Raw genomic sequence first — 15,068 nt, 5'->3', positions numbered from 1 at the left:
GCCTAGCGGCTCGGCGGGCTCGACCACCGGGAAACGAGGGAGGAGCTGACATGCCCCGCTACTGCTTCCAGCTCCAGGTGAAGCCGGAGCGGATCGCGGAGTACCGCGAGCGGCACGCCGCCGTCTGGCCCGACATGCTCCGGGCGCTGGCCGACACCGGCTGGCGCAACTACTCCCTGTTCCTGCGACCCGACGGGCTGCTCATCGGCTACGTCGAGTCCGACGACCTCACCGCCGCACAGGCGGCGATGGACGCCACCGACGTGAACCACCGCTGGCAGGCCGAGATGGGGTCGTTCTTCGCGGCCCTGGACGTCCCACCGGACCAAGGATTCCTCCTGCTCGACGAGGTCTTCCACCTGGAGGACCAGCTCGCCGCTCTCGACACCAAGGACACAGACCGATGACCACCTTCGCCGACATCACCGGCCGGCTCGAGAAGCTGGCGATCGAGGTGCCCTCGTGGGCCTACGGCAACTCCGGCACCCGCTTCAAGGTCTTCGGCTCCCCCGGCACCCCGCGCACCGTCAAGGAGAAGATCGCCGACGCCGCCGCCGTGCACCGCTTCACCGGGCTCGCTCCGTCGGTCGCCCTGCACATCCCGTGGGACCTGGTCGACGACTACGCCGCGCTGGCGACGTACGCCGGGGACCACGGCGTCCGCCTCGGCACCGTCAACTCCAACACCTTCCAGGACGACGACTACAAGCTCGGCTCGCTGACCAACGCCGACCCGGCCGTCCGGCGCAAGGCCGTCCAGCACAACCTCGACTGCATCGAGGTCATGAACGCCACCGGCTCCCGCGACCTCAAGATCTGGCTGGCCGACGGCACCAACTACCCGGGCCAGGCCGACATCCGCACCCGCCAGGACTGGCTGGCCGAGGGCCTCGCCGAGATCTACGCGCAGCTGTCTGACGACCAGCGGCTGGTGCTCGAGTACAAGTTCTTCGAGCCGGCGTTCTACCACACGGACGTTCCGGACTGGGGCACGTCGTACGTTCACTGCGCCGCCCTCGGCGACCGCGCCGTCGTCTGCCTCGACACCGGGCACCATGCCCCAGGCACCAACATCGAGTTCATCGTCGCCCAGCTCGTCCGGCTCGGGAAGCTCGGCTCCTTCGACTTCAACTCCCGCTTCTACGCCGACGACGACCTGATCGTCGGCGCGGCCGACCCGTTCCAGCTGTTCCGGATCATGGTCGAGGTCATCCGGGGCGGCGCGTACGACGGACCGACGCCAGCGGCCCTGATGCTCGACCAGTGCCACAACATCGAGAAGAAGATCCCGGGCCAGCTCCGCTCGGTGCTCAACGTCCAGGAGATGGTGGCGCGCGCGCTGCTGCTCGACGTGGACGCCCTGGCGCAGGCGCAGCAGGCTGGTGACGTGCTGGCCGCCAACCAGATCTACATGGACGCGTTCTACACCGACGTACGACGCGACCTCGCCGGCTTCCGCGAGGAGCGCGGGCTGCCGGCCGACCCGATGGCGGCCTACCTCGCCTCGGGCTACCAGGAGCAGATCGAGGCCGACCGTGTGGGCGGCACCCAAGCAGGATGGAACTGACCCCCATGTCACCGACGAACGAGACGGTGGCCGCGCTCGTCGCGCGGTCCAACCGCCTGGGCCGCGACCCCAAGAACACCAACTACGCCGGCGGCAACACCTCCGCCAAGGGCACCGAGACCGACCCGGTGACCGGCGAGGACGTCGACCTGCTCTGGGTGAAGGGCTCCGGGGGCGACCTCGGCACGCTGACCGAGTCCGGCCTGGCGGTGCTGCGGCTGGACCGGATGCGCGCGCTCACGAACGTCTACCCCGGCGTCGAGCGCGAGGACGAGATGGTGGCGGCGTTCGACTACTGCCTGCACGGCAAGGGCGGGGCCGCGCCGTCGATCGACACGGCGATGCACGGTCTGGTCGACGCCGCGCACGTCGACCACCTGCACCCCGACTCGGGCATCGCCATCGCGACCGCCGCCGACGGCGAGGCGCTGACCAAGGAGATCTTCGGCGACCAGGTCGTCTGGGTGCCGTGGCGCCGACCGGGCTTCCAGCTCGGCCTGGACATCGCGGCCATCAAGGAGGCCAACCCGCAGGCGGTCGGCTGCATCCTCGGCGGCCACGGCATCACCGCGTGGGGCGACTCGTCCGAGGAGTCCGAGAAGAACAGCCTCTGGATCATCGACACCGCCGCGGCGTACATCGCCGAGCACAGCAAGGCCGAGCCCTTCGGTCCCGCACTGGACGGGTACGCCGCCCTCCCGGACGCCGAGCGTCGCGCCAAGGCCGCGGCCATCGCCCCCACCATCCGCGGGCTGGCCTCGACCGACAAGCCCATGGTCGGCCACTTCACCGACTCTCCCGAGGTCCTGGAGTTCCTGGCTTCCGCCGAGCACCCGCGCCTCGCCGCCCTGGGCACCTCGTGCCCCGACCACTTCCTGCGCACCAAGGTCAAGCCGATGCTGCTGGACCTGCCCGCGTCGGCGTCGGTCGAGGAGACGGTCGCGCGGCTCAAGGAGCTGCACGGCTCGTACCGCGACGACTACCAGGGCTACTACGACCGCAACGCGGTCGAGGACTCGCCGGCCATCCGCGGCGCCGACCCGCTGATCGTTCTCGTGCCCGGCGTGGGGATGTTCTCGTTCGGCAAGGACAAGCAGACGGCGCGTGTCGCCGGCGAGTTCTACGTCAACGCCATCAACGTGATGCGCGGCGCCGAGGGCCTCTCGACGTACGCCCCCATCGACGAGGCGGAGAAGTTCCGCATCGAGTACTGGGCCCTCGAGGAGGCCAAGCTCCAGCGGATGCCGAAGCCCAAGCCGCTGGCCACCCGCGTCGCGCTGGTCACCGGCGCCGCCTCCGGCATCGGCAGGGCCATCGCCACGAAGCTGGCCGCCGAGGGCGCCTGTGTCGTGATCGCCGACCTGTCCCTGGAGAAGGCGCAGGCCGCGGCGGCCGAGATCGGCACCGCCGACGTGGCCGTCGGGGTCCAGGTGGACGTGGCCGACGAGGCCGCGGTGCAGGCCATGGTCGACGCGACCGTGCTGGCCTTCGGCGGCGTGGACCTGGTCGTCAACAACGCCGGGCTGTCGCTGTCCAAGACCCTCCTCGAGACGACGGTCGCCGACTGGGACCTCCAGCACGACGTGATGGCCAAGGGCTCGTTCCTGGTCTCGCGCGCGGCGGCCAAGGTGCTCATCGAGCAGGAGCTCGGGGGCGACATCGTCTACATCTCCTCGAAGAACTCCGTCTTCGCCGGCCCCAACAACATCGCGTACTCCGCGGTGAAGGCCGACCAGGCCCACCAGGTCCGGCTGCTGGCCGCCGAGCTCGGCGAGCACGGCATCAAGGTCAACGGCGTCAACCCCGACGGCGTCGTCCAGGGCTCCGGCATCTTCGCCGGCGGCTGGGGCGCGCAACGCGCGGCGGTGTACGGCGTGGACGAGGCCGAGCTGGGCAAGTTCTACGCCCAGCGCACGCTGCTCAAGCAGGAGGTGCTGCCGGAGCACTGCGCCCAGGCGGTGTTCGTGCTCTGCTCCCCCGAGCTCAGCCGCACCACCGGGCTGCACATCCCCGTCGACTCCGGCGTGGCCGCGGCGTTCCTGAGATGACAGGTCACAGGTCGGGGCGCTTCGCCGCCGTCGACCTGGGCGCGTCCAGCGGCCGGGTGATGGTCGGCGAGGTCGGACCCGACACCCTGCGGCTCGAGGCGGCCGCTCGCTTCCCGAACGGCCCGGTGCCCGCCGACGACGGCCTGCACTGGGACGTCGACGCACTCGTCGAGCACGCCGTCGCCGGGCTCGCCACGGCGTACGCCGCCGGTCCGCTCACCTCGGTCGGCATCGACAGCTGGGCGGTGGACTACGGTCGCTTGCGCGCGGGACGCCTGCTCGCGCAGCCCTTCTGCTACCGCGACGAGCGCCGCAACCAGGTCGGCCCGGCCCGAGTGGCCGAGCTCATCGGGGACGAGGAGCTCTACCGCCGCAACGGCCTCCAGCACCTCTCCTTCAACACGCTCTACCAGCTCGCCGCGGACGACGGCCTCGACGAGGCCGACCAGGTGCTGCTGGTCCCGGACCTGGTCGCGGCCGCGCTCAGCGCGAACGCGGTCACCGAGCGCACCAACGCCTCGACCACCGGCCTGCTCGACGTCACCACCCGGGACTGGGACACCGAGCTGATGGTCCGCCTCGGCCTGGACGTCACGCTGTTCGCCGACCTGGTCGACCCCGGGCACGAGATCGGCCACCTCATCCCCACGGTCTCCGACCGCGTCGGCGGACGCATCCCCGTCGTCGCGGTCGGGTCACACGACACCGCGTCCGCGATCGTCGGCACCCCGTTGTCGAGCGACGACGCGGCGTACGTCTCCCTCGGCACCTGGGCCCTCGCCGGCCTCGAGCTCGACCAGCCCGTGCTCACCGAGGACGCGCGCCGGACGAACTTCACCAACGAGGGGGGCGTCGACGGCACGGTCCGGTTCCTGACCAACGTGATGGGCACCTGGCTGCTCAGCGAGACCCTGCGCACGTGGGGCGAGACCGACCTGGCCGGCATGCTCCGCGCGGCCGAGGCGTACGACGTACCGGTGCCGGTCGTCGACGTGCAGGACGAGATGTTCCTGCCTCCTGGCGACATGCAGGCCCGCATCGGACAGTGGTGCCACGAGCACGGGGTCGCCCCACCCCGGGGCCGTGTGGCGGCGATCCGATGCATCGTGCTGAGCATCGCGGCCGCGGTCGCCACCGCCATCGAGCGGGCGGCGTCCTTGGCCGGCCGCTCGATCGGCGTCGTGCACGTCGTCGGCGGCGGCGCGCAGAACTCCTTCCTCTGCCAGGCGATCGCGGACCGCTCGGGCCTCCCGGTGCTGGCCGGACCCGTCGAGGCGACCGCCATCGGCAACGTGCTGGTGCAGGCACGGGCCGCGGGGGTCGTCGGCCCGACCCTGGCCGACCTGCGTGCCCTGGTCGCGCGCACCCACGACCTGGCGCGCTTCGCCCCTCACGCATGAGGATCGAGCCATGAGGGTCGCGCTGATGGTGACGTGCATCAACGACGCGCTCTTCCCCGACGTCGGGAAGGCGGTCGTCACCCTGCTACGACGTCTCGGCGTCGAGGTCGACTTCCCCGAGGCCCAGACCTGCTGCGGGCAGCCGATGGTGAACACCGGGTACCTCGACGAGGCCGTCCCACCGTTGCGGTCGTTCGTGAAGGCGTTCGACGGGTACGACGCGATCGTCACCCCGTCCGGGTCCTGCGCGGGGTCCGCCCGGCACCAGCACGGCATCGTCGCCCGCCGGTCCGGTGACCCGGAGCTCGTCGCGGCCGTCGAGCGCACCGGACCCCGGACCTACGAGCTGAGCGAGTTCCTCGTCGACGTGCTCCACGTAACCGACGTCGGCGCGTACTTCCCGCACCGCGTCACCTACCACCCCACCTGCCACTCGCTGCGGATGCTCGGCGTCGGCGACAAGCCGACGCAGCTGCTCGATGCCGTCCGCGGGCTGGAGCTGGTGGACCTGCCGCGGGCCGAGGAGTGCTGCGGCTTCGGAGGCACGTTCGCGGTGAAGAACGCCGACACGTCGGTGGCGATGGTCTCCGACAAAGCGCGGCACGTCCGGGAGACCGGCGCCGAGGTGCTGGTCGCGGGCGACAACAGCTGCCTGATGAACATCGGCGGGGCGCTGACCCGCCAGCGGGCCGGCGTACGGGTGATGCACCTGGCCGAGGTCCTGGCATCCACGGAGGAGTCATGACCGGCACGTTCGTCGGGATGCCGAAGTTCCCCGTCGCGGCCCGGGAGGCGCTGGCGGACACCCAGCTGCGCCGCAACCTCGCGCACGCCACGGCCACGATCCGCGACAAGCGGGCCCGGGTGGTCGCCGAGGTGGAGAACTGGGAGGAGCTGCGGCTCGCCGGGGCGGCGATCAAGGACGCCGCGCTGGCCTCCCTCGACGAGCACCTGGTCCGGCTCGAGGAGCGACTCACCGCGGCGGGTGCCACCGTGCGGTGGGCCCGCGACGCCGAGGAGGCGTGCGCGATCGTGGCCGAGGTCGCGCAGGCTCACGGCATCGACGAGGTGGTGAAGGTCAAGTCGATGGTGACCCAGGAGATCGGCCTCAACGAGGCCCTCGAGGCGCAGGGCATCGCGGCCTGGGAGACGGACCTCGCCGAGCTGATCGTGCAGCTCGGCGACGACCTGCCCAGCCACATCCTGGTGCCGGCGATCCACCGCAACCGCGCCGAGATCCGCGAGATCTTCCGGCGCCGCATGGACGGTGCCGAGGACCTGACCGACGAGCCGGCCGTCCTCGCGGGCGCGGCCCGCGCGCACCTGCGCGCGAAGTTCCTCTCGGCCCGGATGGCGGTGTCCGGAGCGAACTTCGCCGTCGCCGAGACCGGCACGCTGGTCGTGGTCGAGTCCGAGGGCAACGGCCGGATGTGCCTGACCCTCCCCGAGGTGCTGGTCTCGGTGGTCGGCATCGAGAAGGTCGTGCCGACCTGGGAGGACCTCGACGTCTTCCTCCGGCTGCTGCCGCGCTCGTCGACCGGCGAGCGGATGAACCCCTACACCTCCACCTGGACCGGCGTGACCCCGGGTGACGGCCCGCAGGAGGTCGTCGTCGTGCTGCTCGACAACGGCCGCACCCGGGCGCTGGCCGACCAGGTCGGCCGCCAGGCGCTGCGCTGCATCCGCTGCTCGGCCTGCCTGAACTCCTGCCCCGTGTACGAGCGGGTCGGCGGGCACGCGTACGGCTCGGTGTACCCCGGTCCCATCGGCGCCATCCTCAACCCGCTGCTGAAGGGCGTCGGCGTCGACGAGCAGGTCGACTCGCTCCCCTACGCGTCGTCCCTGTGCGGCGCCTGTTTCGAGGTGTGCCCGGTCCGCATCGACATCCCGTCGGTGCTCGTCGACCTCCGCTCCCAGGTCGTCGACGCGCACCGGGGCGGGATCCCGAGCCGCGAGAGCGTCGCGATGAAGGGCGCCGCTGCCACCTTCTCCTCGGGCAAGCGCCTCGGGCTGGCCGAGCGGGCCGCACGGCTCGGTACCGGCGTCGCCGCGCGCTTCGGCGCGTCGGCCTGGACCGGCGCGCGCGACCTCCCGCGGGCGCCGCGCGAGTCCTTCCGCGCCTGGTGGCGCCGTACCGACGGGGGACGATCGTGAGCGCCCGCGACGAGATCCTGGCCCGCATCCGCACGGCGACGGCCGGCGTCTCCGCCCCGAACTCCGCGATCCCCGCCGGGTCGTCGCCCGAGGACGTGGTGGGGCTGTTCGCCGAACGGGTAGCCGACTACCGCGCCACCGTCGTCCGCTGCACGCCCCGCACCCTGCGCGCCAGGCTCACGGCCGCGCTGCCCGAGGGCCGCGTCGTCGTGCCGGACGGCCTCTCGGTGAGACTGCCGGACGCGGTCGTCGACGACGGGCTGAGCCCGGCCGAGCTGGACGCCTGCGCGGCCGTCGTCACCGACGCGACCGTCGGCATCGCCGAGACCGGCACGATCGTCCTCGACCACGGCCCCGGCCAGGGCCGCCGCGCGATCACCCTGGTCCCCGACGTGCACGTCTGCATCGTGCGCGCCGACCAGGTCGTCGCCGACGTCCCGGACGCGATGCCCCGCCTCGACCCCGCGAAGCCGCTCACCTGGATCAGCGGCCCCAGCGCCACTAGCGACATCGAGCTCGACCGGGTCGAAGGGGTCCACGGCCCGCGGACGTTGATCGTCCTGCTCGTCGGCTGACGGGAGCTCCGTGCGGAGCCGTCCTAGGAGCAGACGGTCCCGGGGGTGGCGCACGTCGGCTGCGGTGACGGGCTCGACGGGGTCGGCGAGGGGGTCGTGGTGGCGACGGTGCCGACAGCGGGTACGACGCCACTGATCGTGGTGCCCGGGCAGGTCGCCATGGTGGTCGGCGCGGCGTAGCCGGCGATCCAGTACGACCCCGCCTCCAGGTCCATGGTCCCGGGGTGCTCGGGATCGACCGCGACCGACGCGACCGAGTTGGAGATGCGGCTGTCCGACCCCGTCTCGGGCACCGTGCCCGCGTCGCCGACGTAGATCGTCCGGTCGTCCGGGGTGAAGTTGATGCTTCCGTCGTACGGGTTCCTGACCGAGAACCTCGCGCGGCCGCCCGTGGTCGTGAACCAGGCCCACCGACCAGTGGTCAGGTACCCGAGCTCGGTCAGGGTCGCCGCGTCGCACTCCAGGGCCGGCGTCGCGGGCGGAGGGCCGCATGCGACGAGCACCGGCACGGCCAGCAGGAGGACGAGCACACGGCGCATGCCGCGAGGGTGGCATCCCCGGGCCTGTCGCGTCCTGAGTACGTGACACCAGGAGGTCAGTCGTGACCTCCGCGCCAGTCCGGCAAGGGGTGCTTGCCGACGGCGGTGTCGACCGCGGCCTGCGCGAGCAGGCGGGTGGAGTTCAGCAGCGGTACCGGGGAGACCGCGGGCGGCACGAGCAGGGACAGCTCGGTGCAGGCCAGCGCGACGGCGGAGCAGCCCTTGTCGGCGAGCCGGCCGATGATGGCCAGCACCTCGTCGCGCGCCTCGGCGGAGAAGCTCCCGACGACCAGCTCGTCGAGGATGATCCCGTGCAGGGTGGTGGCGTCACCTGGCTCGGGCACGAGCGTGGCGATGCCCCGGGCCTCGCAGCGCCGGCGGTACATGTCGGAGTCCATCACCCACGTCGTGCCCAGCAGCCCGATGGTGTCGTGGCCCAGCCGGTGCGCCTCGTTCACGACCACGTCGGCGATGTGCAGGCCGGGCAGGGCGAGGTCGGGACCGTAGGCCTCCAGCGCCAGGTGGGCCGTGTTGTCGGGGCAGGCGAAGAAGTCGGCGCCGCCGGCGCGCAGCCGCCGCGTGCTCAGGGAGAGCAGCGACCGGAACTCGTCCAGGTCCCCGCGCCGCATCGCGTCGAGGCTCTCGCCCATGGCCACGCAGTTCAGCGAGAACTCCGGGTGCTGGTAGTCCGACATGGCCCGCTGGCCGTACGTCGCGATCCCGCGCACGAAGTCGGCTGCTCCCTCGATCGTGTGCCCGACGACACCGATGTGAAACACGTTCTGCGTCCCTTCCCTCGCACCTAGGAAGCCCCCGAAAAGTCTGTCGGGAGCACGCAGGGCGCAGGTCACGAAGAGGTTGCGATTGAGGCTCGAAAGTTGCGGTTCCGCACAGCCCATTGGCCTCGCGATGACGGCATCGGATCCTGCCGAGGTCACGACTCCGAGGCACGAAAGGAACTGACGTGCGACTGAAGAGAGCTGCAGTGGCGGCGATCGCCGCTGCCTCACTGCTCGCCCTGGCCGCCTGTGGCGGCAGCGGGGGGAGCGACGCCGATACGCCGACACCCAGCCTTGGTGAAGGCGGAAACGCGGGCGCCGGCAAGAACCCCGATGCCCAGGGCCCCCTCACCGTGCCCGACGACGCCGCCCAGGGCGGCACGATCACCGTGCTCACCCTCCAGGTGCCGGCGACCCTCGACCCGACGCGGGCGTACTTCACCGACTCCACCGAGATCATGAACCTGGTGACCCGGGCGCTGACGCAGTACGCCTACGACCCCGACACCGGCGAGATGATCCTCATCCCGGACATGGCCACCGACCTCGGCCGTCCGAACAAGGACAACACCGCGTGGACCTTCACGCTGCGTGACGGACTCAAGTACGAGGACGGCACCCCGGTGAAGGCCGAGGACGTGGCGTACGCCGTCGCGCGGTCCTTCGCGATCGACGAGCTGCCCGACGGCCCGACGTACCAGCTCCAGTTCTTCCAGGACGGCGACACGTACAAGGGCCCGTACAAGGACAAGAGCCCGTACAAGGGCGTCGAGGTGAACGGCAACGACATCACGATCAAGATGTCCCGCCCGTTCCCGGAGATGGACTACTACGCGTCGTTCCCCGTGTTCACGGGCATCCCTGAGTCGAAGGACACTGGCTCGGAGTACGGCAACCACCCGCTGGCCACCGGCCCCTACATGTTCGAGGACTACAAGCCCGGCACCTCGCTGACGCTGGTCAAGAACCCCAACTGGGACCCCGCCACCGACCCGGGCCGCATCCAGGCTGCGGACAAGTGGGTGTTCAAGTTCGGCCAGGACACCGCCCAGCTCGAGAACACCATCCTGAGCGACACCGGTGACGGTCAGACGACGGTGACCTACGACAACATCACGCCGCCGACGTACAAGAAGATCACGGCCGACTCGCCCGACCGCCTGGTCACGGGCACGTCCCCGTGCACCTACATGTGGTACATCGACATGACCAAGATCACCGACATCAACGTGCGCAAGGCGATCGGTTACGCCTACCCGTACGTCGACGCCTGGAAGGCGGCCGGTGAGATCGTCGGCCTGACCCGCGTGCCCGGCACGAACATCCTCCCGCCCGGCACGGCCGGTCGCACGGAGTACGACGTGCTCGGCATCAAGGGCGAGAACACCGACCCGGAGAAGGCCAAGCAGCTGCTCGAGCAGGCCAACGCGACCGGCTTCGAGATCAAGTTCCTCTACGCGACCGACGACCCGCTGTCGGTGGCCGGCAAGGACCAGATCGTGAAGGGCCTCGAGGCCGGTGGCTTCACGGCCACTCCGATCGCCTCGACCACGGACAAGATCCGTGAGGCGCGGACCGACTACGACAGCCCGATCAACGTCCGCTCCAGCGGCTGGTGCTCGGACTGGCCGACCGGTGGCTCGTGGTTCCCGGCCCAGTGGGACGGCTCGCTCGTCGGCCTGGCCGGCATGCCGAACCTGGCCAACTTCAAGGAGAAGGAGGCCGACGACATGCAGAAGTCGATCCTCGACGGCCCGGCGGACGACGCCGCGAAGGGCTGGGACGCGCTCGACAAGCTGATCGAGGAGAAGTACTACCCGGCCGTCAACACCGGGTACGCCGGCACCGCGATCATCCGTGGTTCCAAGATCGGCGGCATGTTCAACGACAACGTGCGTGGCATGCCGACGTTCCAGACGATGTACATCACGCAGTAGGCGCCACCGTCCGGGGCGGTCACACGGGACCGGCCGCCCCGGGCTTCTGCGTGAGGTAGGTCGATCCCTCCAGGTGCCTTTCCACCTGAGGGGGACGGGGGTGGACGCATCCCACCCAACAGCCCGCCCGAGCCGTTCAGTCCGGCTCGGGCGGGCACTTTCGTTCAGAAGTCTCTCAGCGGGCTCTCACCCTATTTTCAGCAAACTGACGATAAGGTCACGAACGGGTTTCGATCCGGCATAGCAAGGGTTTCATTCGCCCTCGCCCCATTGGCGTGAAAGGCCATCAGGCGAATCCTTCCGGGCGACCCAGATGTCGAACGGAAGGACAAACACGTGCATCTGAAGAAGTCCGCGACAGCCGTCGTGGCTGTCGCATCACTCTTCGGGCTCGCTGCCTGTGGTGGCAGCGGAGACAGCTCGCCCAGCAGCACCGTGCCCACACAAGGGGCCGGTGGTGGCGCCGGCGCCGGGAAGAACCCCGACGCACAGGGTCCCCTCGAGGTCCCCAGCCAGGCCTCGTCCGGTGGGACGGTCACGGTCGACACCGTGAACGTGCCCGCGACGTTCGACCCGACTCGTGCCTACTACACCGACTCCACCGCGATCCTGAACCTGGTGACCCGGGCGCTGACGGAGTACGCCTACGACCCCGACACCAACGACATGGTGCTCGTCCCGGACATGGCCACCGACCTCGGTCAGCACAACAAGGACTTCACCGAGTGGACCTTCACGCTGAAGGACGGCCTCAAGTACGAGGACGGCACCCCGGTGAAGGCCCAGGACATCGCCTACGCCATCTCCCGGTCCTTCGCGATCGAGGAGCTGCCCGACGGCCCGACGTACCAGCTCCAGTTCTTCCAGGACGGCGACACGTACAAGGGCCCCTACAAGGACAAGTCGCCCTACAAGGGCGTGACCGTCGACGGCAACAGCATCACGATCCACATGTCGCGGCCGTTCCCGGACATGGACTACTACGCGTCGTTCCCGACGTTCACCGGCATCCCGAAGGCCAAGGACACCAAGGAGGAGTACGGCAACCACCCGCTGGCGACCGGCCCCTACATGTTCAAGGACTACAAGCCGGGGACGTCGCTCACGCTGGTCAAGAACCCCAACTGGGACCCGGCGACCGACCCCGGCCGCATCCAGTCGGTCGACGAGTGGGACTTCAACTTCGGTGAGGACACCGCCAAGACCGAGAACACGATCCTCAGCGACACCGGGGCGGGTCAGACAACGGTGACCTACGACAACATCACGCCGCCGACGTACAAGAAGATCGAGGCCGACTCGCCCGACCGCCTGGTGACCGGCACGTCGCCGTGCACGTACATGTGGTACCTCGACATGCGCAAGATCACCGACATCAACGTGCGCAAGGCGATCGGCTACGCCTACCCCTACGTCGACGCCTGGAAGGCCGCCGGCGAGATCGTCGGCCTGACCCGCGTGCCAGGAACGGCGATCCTGCCCCCGGGCACCGCCGGCCGGGTCGACTACGACGTACTGGGTATCAAGGGTCAGAACACCGACCCGGCGAAGGCCAAGGAGCTGCTCCAGCAGGCCAACGCCCTGGGGTACGAGATCAAGTTCCTCTACGCGACCGACGACCCGCTGTCGGTGGCCGCGAAGGACCAGATCGTGAAGGGCCTCGAGGCCGGTGGCTTCAAGGCGACCCCGATCGCCTCGACCACGGACAAGATCCGTGAGGCGCGGACCGACCCCGACAGCCCGATCAACGTCCGCTCCAGCGGCTGGTGCTCGGACTGGCCGTCCGGCGGTTCGTGGTTCCCGGCCCAGTGGGACGGCTCGCTGGTGAACGTCGCCGGCATGCCCAACCCGTCGATGTTCAACGAGCCCGACGCCGACCAGAAGCAGAAGGACATCCTGGACGGCAAGGAAGGCGACGCCACGAAGGCGTGGGGCGAGTTCGACAAGTGGATGGAGGAGACGTACTACCCGGCGGTCAACGTCGGCTACTCCGGCACCGCCATCATCCGCGGTTCCAAGATCGGTGGCATGGACAACGACAACGTCCGCGGCATGCCGACCTTCGCCACGATGTACGTGACCCAGTAGCCGGGTCTCTGAACACCTGAAGAGACGACCCGCCCCGGTGCCTTTCCACCGGGGAGGGTGGGTCGGAGGCCTGGTACCGGGCACCCCGACCTGAAGACGACCGCCCGAGCCGTTCAGTCCGGCTCGGGCGGTCGTGTCCCGTGCGGCACATCATGCAGGAGCCCGCGTGGCCCGTCTGCCCGCCGGTACCCGATCGTGACCTACCTGTGTCCTGACCGACGCAGGGGCCGCGGGCGACCTCCGCTGGCCTATGAGGTGTCTTCGGCGCTGGTCGAGGAGGGACGAAGTCCCGTCACGAGACCCCGCGGCCCCGCTGGTCGAGGAGCGACGAAGTCCCGTCACGAGACCCGGCGGCCCCGCTGGTCGAGGAGGGACGAAGTCCCGTCACGAGACCTCGGCTCACGGTTCGCGTGGGTTGCGGCTCGCCATGAACGAACAGGGGTGGCTGCTCGCCGGAGGTGGTTGCGGTGGCCAGCTGAAGACCGTGCCCGCCGGCAGGTCCGTGGGTGGTCGACCGCTGTGCTCACCGCCCGAAACAACCTCCCCAAAATAGTTGGCCAGATTCACGGGATCCCTTGTGGACAAGGGTTCTGAGGCCCGACCACTGTCGGTGGTCGATGCTTGGATTGATCCATGTCCAGCACGTACGCCGCCCCGCTCGATGCGGTCGAGCACGCACTGGACGACCTCGCCACCATCGCTCCCGACTACCGCAGCACCGGTGAGAAGAAGGACGCTCTCGTTCGGCTCTCCCGGATCATGGCCCGGGTCGAAGCCGAACGGATCCGGATCCTCGCCGTCGCCGAGGACATCGCGGTCGAGGCCGGAGCCCGGTCCACCGCCCACTGGCTCGCCGCCGAGACCCGCGACGGCATCGGGCAGGTCCGGCTCCGCGAGAAGATCGCCCACCACCCCGGCACCCGGATCGTGGAAGCCATGGGCCACGGCACCGTGCAGGTCGCGCAGGCCCGGGAGATCGTGGACGCCCTGCAGCGGCTGCCTAAGAACCTCGACCCCGAGCTGCGCGAGAAGGGCGAGGCGTACCTGATCAGTGAGGCCGCGCACTTCGGACCCCCGGAGCTGCGTCGTCTCGGGGCCAGGCTGTTGGAGGTCATCGCCCCCGAGGACGCCGACCAGGCGGAGTACCAGCGGCTCCTGGCCGAGGACCGGAGGGCCCGCGCCGTCACCCGGCTCACCTTCCGCGACCGCGGCGACGGGTCGGGAGACCTCCACGCCCGGATCCCGATGCCCGTGCTGAACCGGCTACGGACCTACCTGGAGGCCTACACCGCACCACGACGCGGACCCCTCGGCGGCGTGCTCGGGGACGAGATCGACCAGCTGCCCGCATCCCGACGTGGCGGGGAGGCGTTCTGCGCCCTGCTGGAGAACCTCCCCACCAACCGGCTTCCGAAGCACGGCGGGACCGCCACCAGCGTCATGGTCACCATCGACCTGGAGTCCCTCCGGTCCGGCACCGGGACCGCGGAGACCTCCACCGGCGACCGGCTCACCGCCGACCAGACCCGCCGCCTGGCCTGCCAAGCCGGCATCATCCCCGTCGTCCTCGGCGGCAAGGGCGAGATCCTCGACCTCGGCCGCAGCAAACGCCTCTTCACCGGACCCCAACGCAAAGCCATGGCCCTCCGCGACCGAGGATGCACCGCCGAGGGCTGCACCATCCCCGCCGCCTGGACCGAGGCCCACCACTTCCGACAGCCCTGGTCGAAAGGCGGCAGAACTGACCTCGCCGACGGCAAGCTCCTCTGCCCCTTCCACCACCACCGCGCCCACGACCCTGGCTGGGACACCCACCATCACCCCAACGGCTCGACCACCTTCCATCGGCGGACGTGAAGTGCCAGAACGATATGGATCAACCTGATCGTTCTGCCCACAAGGGCGCGAAGCAGAAAGCCCGGATCGGCCGGGACCCGGACGCAATCACAGCGAGTCATTCCGCCGCGTGCGGGACGCACTC

At 70.1% G+C, this 15,068-nt stretch carries 12 protein-coding genes; 10 read left to right on the top strand and 2 right to left on the bottom strand.

Annotated features, from left to right (window positions below; genetic code table 11):
* The first annotated feature begins 50 nt into the window (after positions 1-50).
* The 7 genes from ISU07_RS03715 to ISU07_RS03685 are packed head-to-tail and all read left to right on the top strand — an operon-like array spanning position 51 to position 7,744.
* Positions 51-407, top strand: a complete 357-nt coding sequence (locus ISU07_RS03715; RefSeq protein WP_194705360.1) for an L-rhamnose mutarotase — start codon at positions 51-53, stop codon at positions 405-407.
* Complete coding sequence (gene rhaI, locus ISU07_RS03710) at positions 404-1,567, top strand: L-rhamnose isomerase (RefSeq protein ID WP_194705359.1); 1,164 nt, start codon at positions 404-406, stop codon at positions 1,565-1,567. The genes ISU07_RS03715 and rhaI overlap by 4 nt, the downstream gene beginning before the upstream one ends.
* The gene (locus tag ISU07_RS03705; RefSeq protein ID WP_228521095.1) at positions 1,558-3,615 is read left to right on the top strand and encodes a bifunctional aldolase/short-chain dehydrogenase; all 2,058 of its coding nucleotides are present in this window, start codon (positions 1,558-1,560) and stop codon (positions 3,613-3,615) included. Before rhaI ends, ISU07_RS03705 begins: the two co-directional genes overlap by 10 nt.
* Positions 3,612-5,015 (top strand): rhamnulokinase, encoded by a 1,404-nt coding sequence (locus tag ISU07_RS03700; protein WP_194705358.1) that lies wholly within the window; start codon positions 3,612-3,614, stop codon positions 5,013-5,015. Before ISU07_RS03705 ends, ISU07_RS03700 begins: the two co-directional genes overlap by 4 nt.
* A 10-nt stretch (positions 5,016-5,025) precedes the next feature.
* Positions 5,026-5,760 carry a (Fe-S)-binding protein gene (locus tag ISU07_RS03695; RefSeq protein ID WP_194705357.1) on the top strand — a complete coding sequence of 245 codons (735 nt, stop codon included), beginning with the start codon at positions 5,026-5,028 and terminating at the stop codon, positions 5,758-5,760.
* Complete coding sequence (locus ISU07_RS03690; protein WP_194705356.1) at positions 5,757-7,169, top strand: LutB/LldF family L-lactate oxidation iron-sulfur protein; 1,413 nt, start codon at positions 5,757-5,759, stop codon at positions 7,167-7,169. Before ISU07_RS03695 ends, ISU07_RS03690 begins: the two co-directional genes overlap by 4 nt.
* On the top strand, positions 7,166-7,744 hold the full coding sequence (locus ISU07_RS03685) for a LutC/YkgG family protein (protein WP_194705355.1): 579 nt from the start codon (positions 7,166-7,168) through the stop codon (positions 7,742-7,744). Before ISU07_RS03690 ends, ISU07_RS03685 begins: the two co-directional genes overlap by 4 nt.
* Before the next feature lie 23 nt (positions 7,745-7,767).
* Here ISU07_RS03685 and ISU07_RS03680 read toward each other — a convergent pair whose 3' ends face one another.
* Both ISU07_RS03680 and ISU07_RS03675 read right to left on the bottom strand, forming a co-directional pair.
* On the bottom strand, positions 7,768-8,283 hold the full coding sequence (locus ISU07_RS03680; protein WP_194705354.1) for a hypothetical protein: 516 nt from the start codon (positions 8,281-8,283) through the stop codon (positions 7,768-7,770).
* 56 nt (positions 8,284-8,339) lie between these two features.
* Positions 8,340-9,062 (bottom strand): aspartate/glutamate racemase family protein, encoded by a 723-nt coding sequence (locus ISU07_RS03675; protein ID WP_323742413.1) that lies wholly within the window; start codon positions 9,060-9,062, stop codon positions 8,340-8,342.
* A gap of 185 nt (positions 9,063-9,247) precedes the next feature.
* Here ISU07_RS03675 and ISU07_RS03670 point away from each other — a divergent pair, with 185 nt between their 5' ends.
* From ISU07_RS03670 to ISU07_RS03660, 3 genes are all read left to right on the top strand, one after another.
* The gene (locus ISU07_RS03670) at positions 9,248-10,999 is read left to right on the top strand and encodes an ABC transporter substrate-binding protein (protein ID WP_194705353.1); all 1,752 of its coding nucleotides are present in this window, start codon (positions 9,248-9,250) and stop codon (positions 10,997-10,999) included.
* 435 nt (positions 11,000-11,434) lie between these two features.
* Positions 11,435-13,087, top strand: a complete 1,653-nt coding sequence (locus ISU07_RS03665; protein ID WP_194705352.1) for an ABC transporter substrate-binding protein — start codon at positions 11,435-11,437, stop codon at positions 13,085-13,087.
* A 633-nt stretch (positions 13,088-13,720) separates the two neighbouring features.
* On the top strand, positions 13,721-14,944 hold the full coding sequence (locus ISU07_RS03660) for an HNH endonuclease signature motif containing protein (RefSeq protein WP_194705351.1): 1,224 nt from the start codon (positions 13,721-13,723) through the stop codon (positions 14,942-14,944).
* The last annotated feature ends 124 nt before the right edge of the window (positions 14,945-15,068 follow it).

It is taken from the genome of Nocardioides islandensis, assembly GCF_015352455.1.
In the GTDB taxonomy this organism is placed as follows: domain Bacteria; phylum Actinomycetota; class Actinomycetes; order Propionibacteriales; family Nocardioidaceae; genus Nocardioides; species Nocardioides islandensis.
The sequence above is the reverse complement of the archived record's forward strand: the minus strand, read 5'-3'. Positions and strand labels throughout refer to the sequence as shown.

Excerpts from the sequence above, each read along its gene's own strand:
- ISU07_RS03690 (WP_194705356.1), top strand. The coding sequence starts at position 5,757 with ATGACCGGCACGTTCGTCGGGATGCCGAAGTTCCCCGTCGCGGCCCGG.
- rhaI (WP_194705359.1), top strand. The coding sequence starts at position 404 with ATGACCACCTTCGCCGACATCACCGGCCGGCTCGAGAAGCTGGCGATC.
- ISU07_RS03660 (WP_194705351.1), top strand. The coding sequence starts at position 13,721 with ATGTCCAGCACGTACGCCGCCCCGCTCGATGCGGTCGAGCACGCACTG.
- ISU07_RS03695 (WP_194705357.1), top strand. The coding sequence starts at position 5,026 with ATGAGGGTCGCGCTGATGGTGACGTGCATCAACGACGCGCTCTTCCCC.
- ISU07_RS03705 (WP_228521095.1), top strand. The coding sequence starts at position 1,558 with ATGGAACTGACCCCCATGTCACCGACGAACGAGACGGTGGCCGCGCTC.
- ISU07_RS03715 (WP_194705360.1), top strand. The coding sequence starts at position 51 with ATGCCCCGCTACTGCTTCCAGCTCCAGGTGAAGCCGGAGCGGATCGCG.
- ISU07_RS03680 (WP_194705354.1), bottom strand. The coding sequence starts at position 8,283 with ATGCGCCGTGTGCTCGTCCTCCTGCTGGCCGTGCCGGTGCTCGTCGCA.
- ISU07_RS03700 (WP_194705358.1), top strand. The coding sequence starts at position 3,612 with ATGACAGGTCACAGGTCGGGGCGCTTCGCCGCCGTCGACCTGGGCGCG.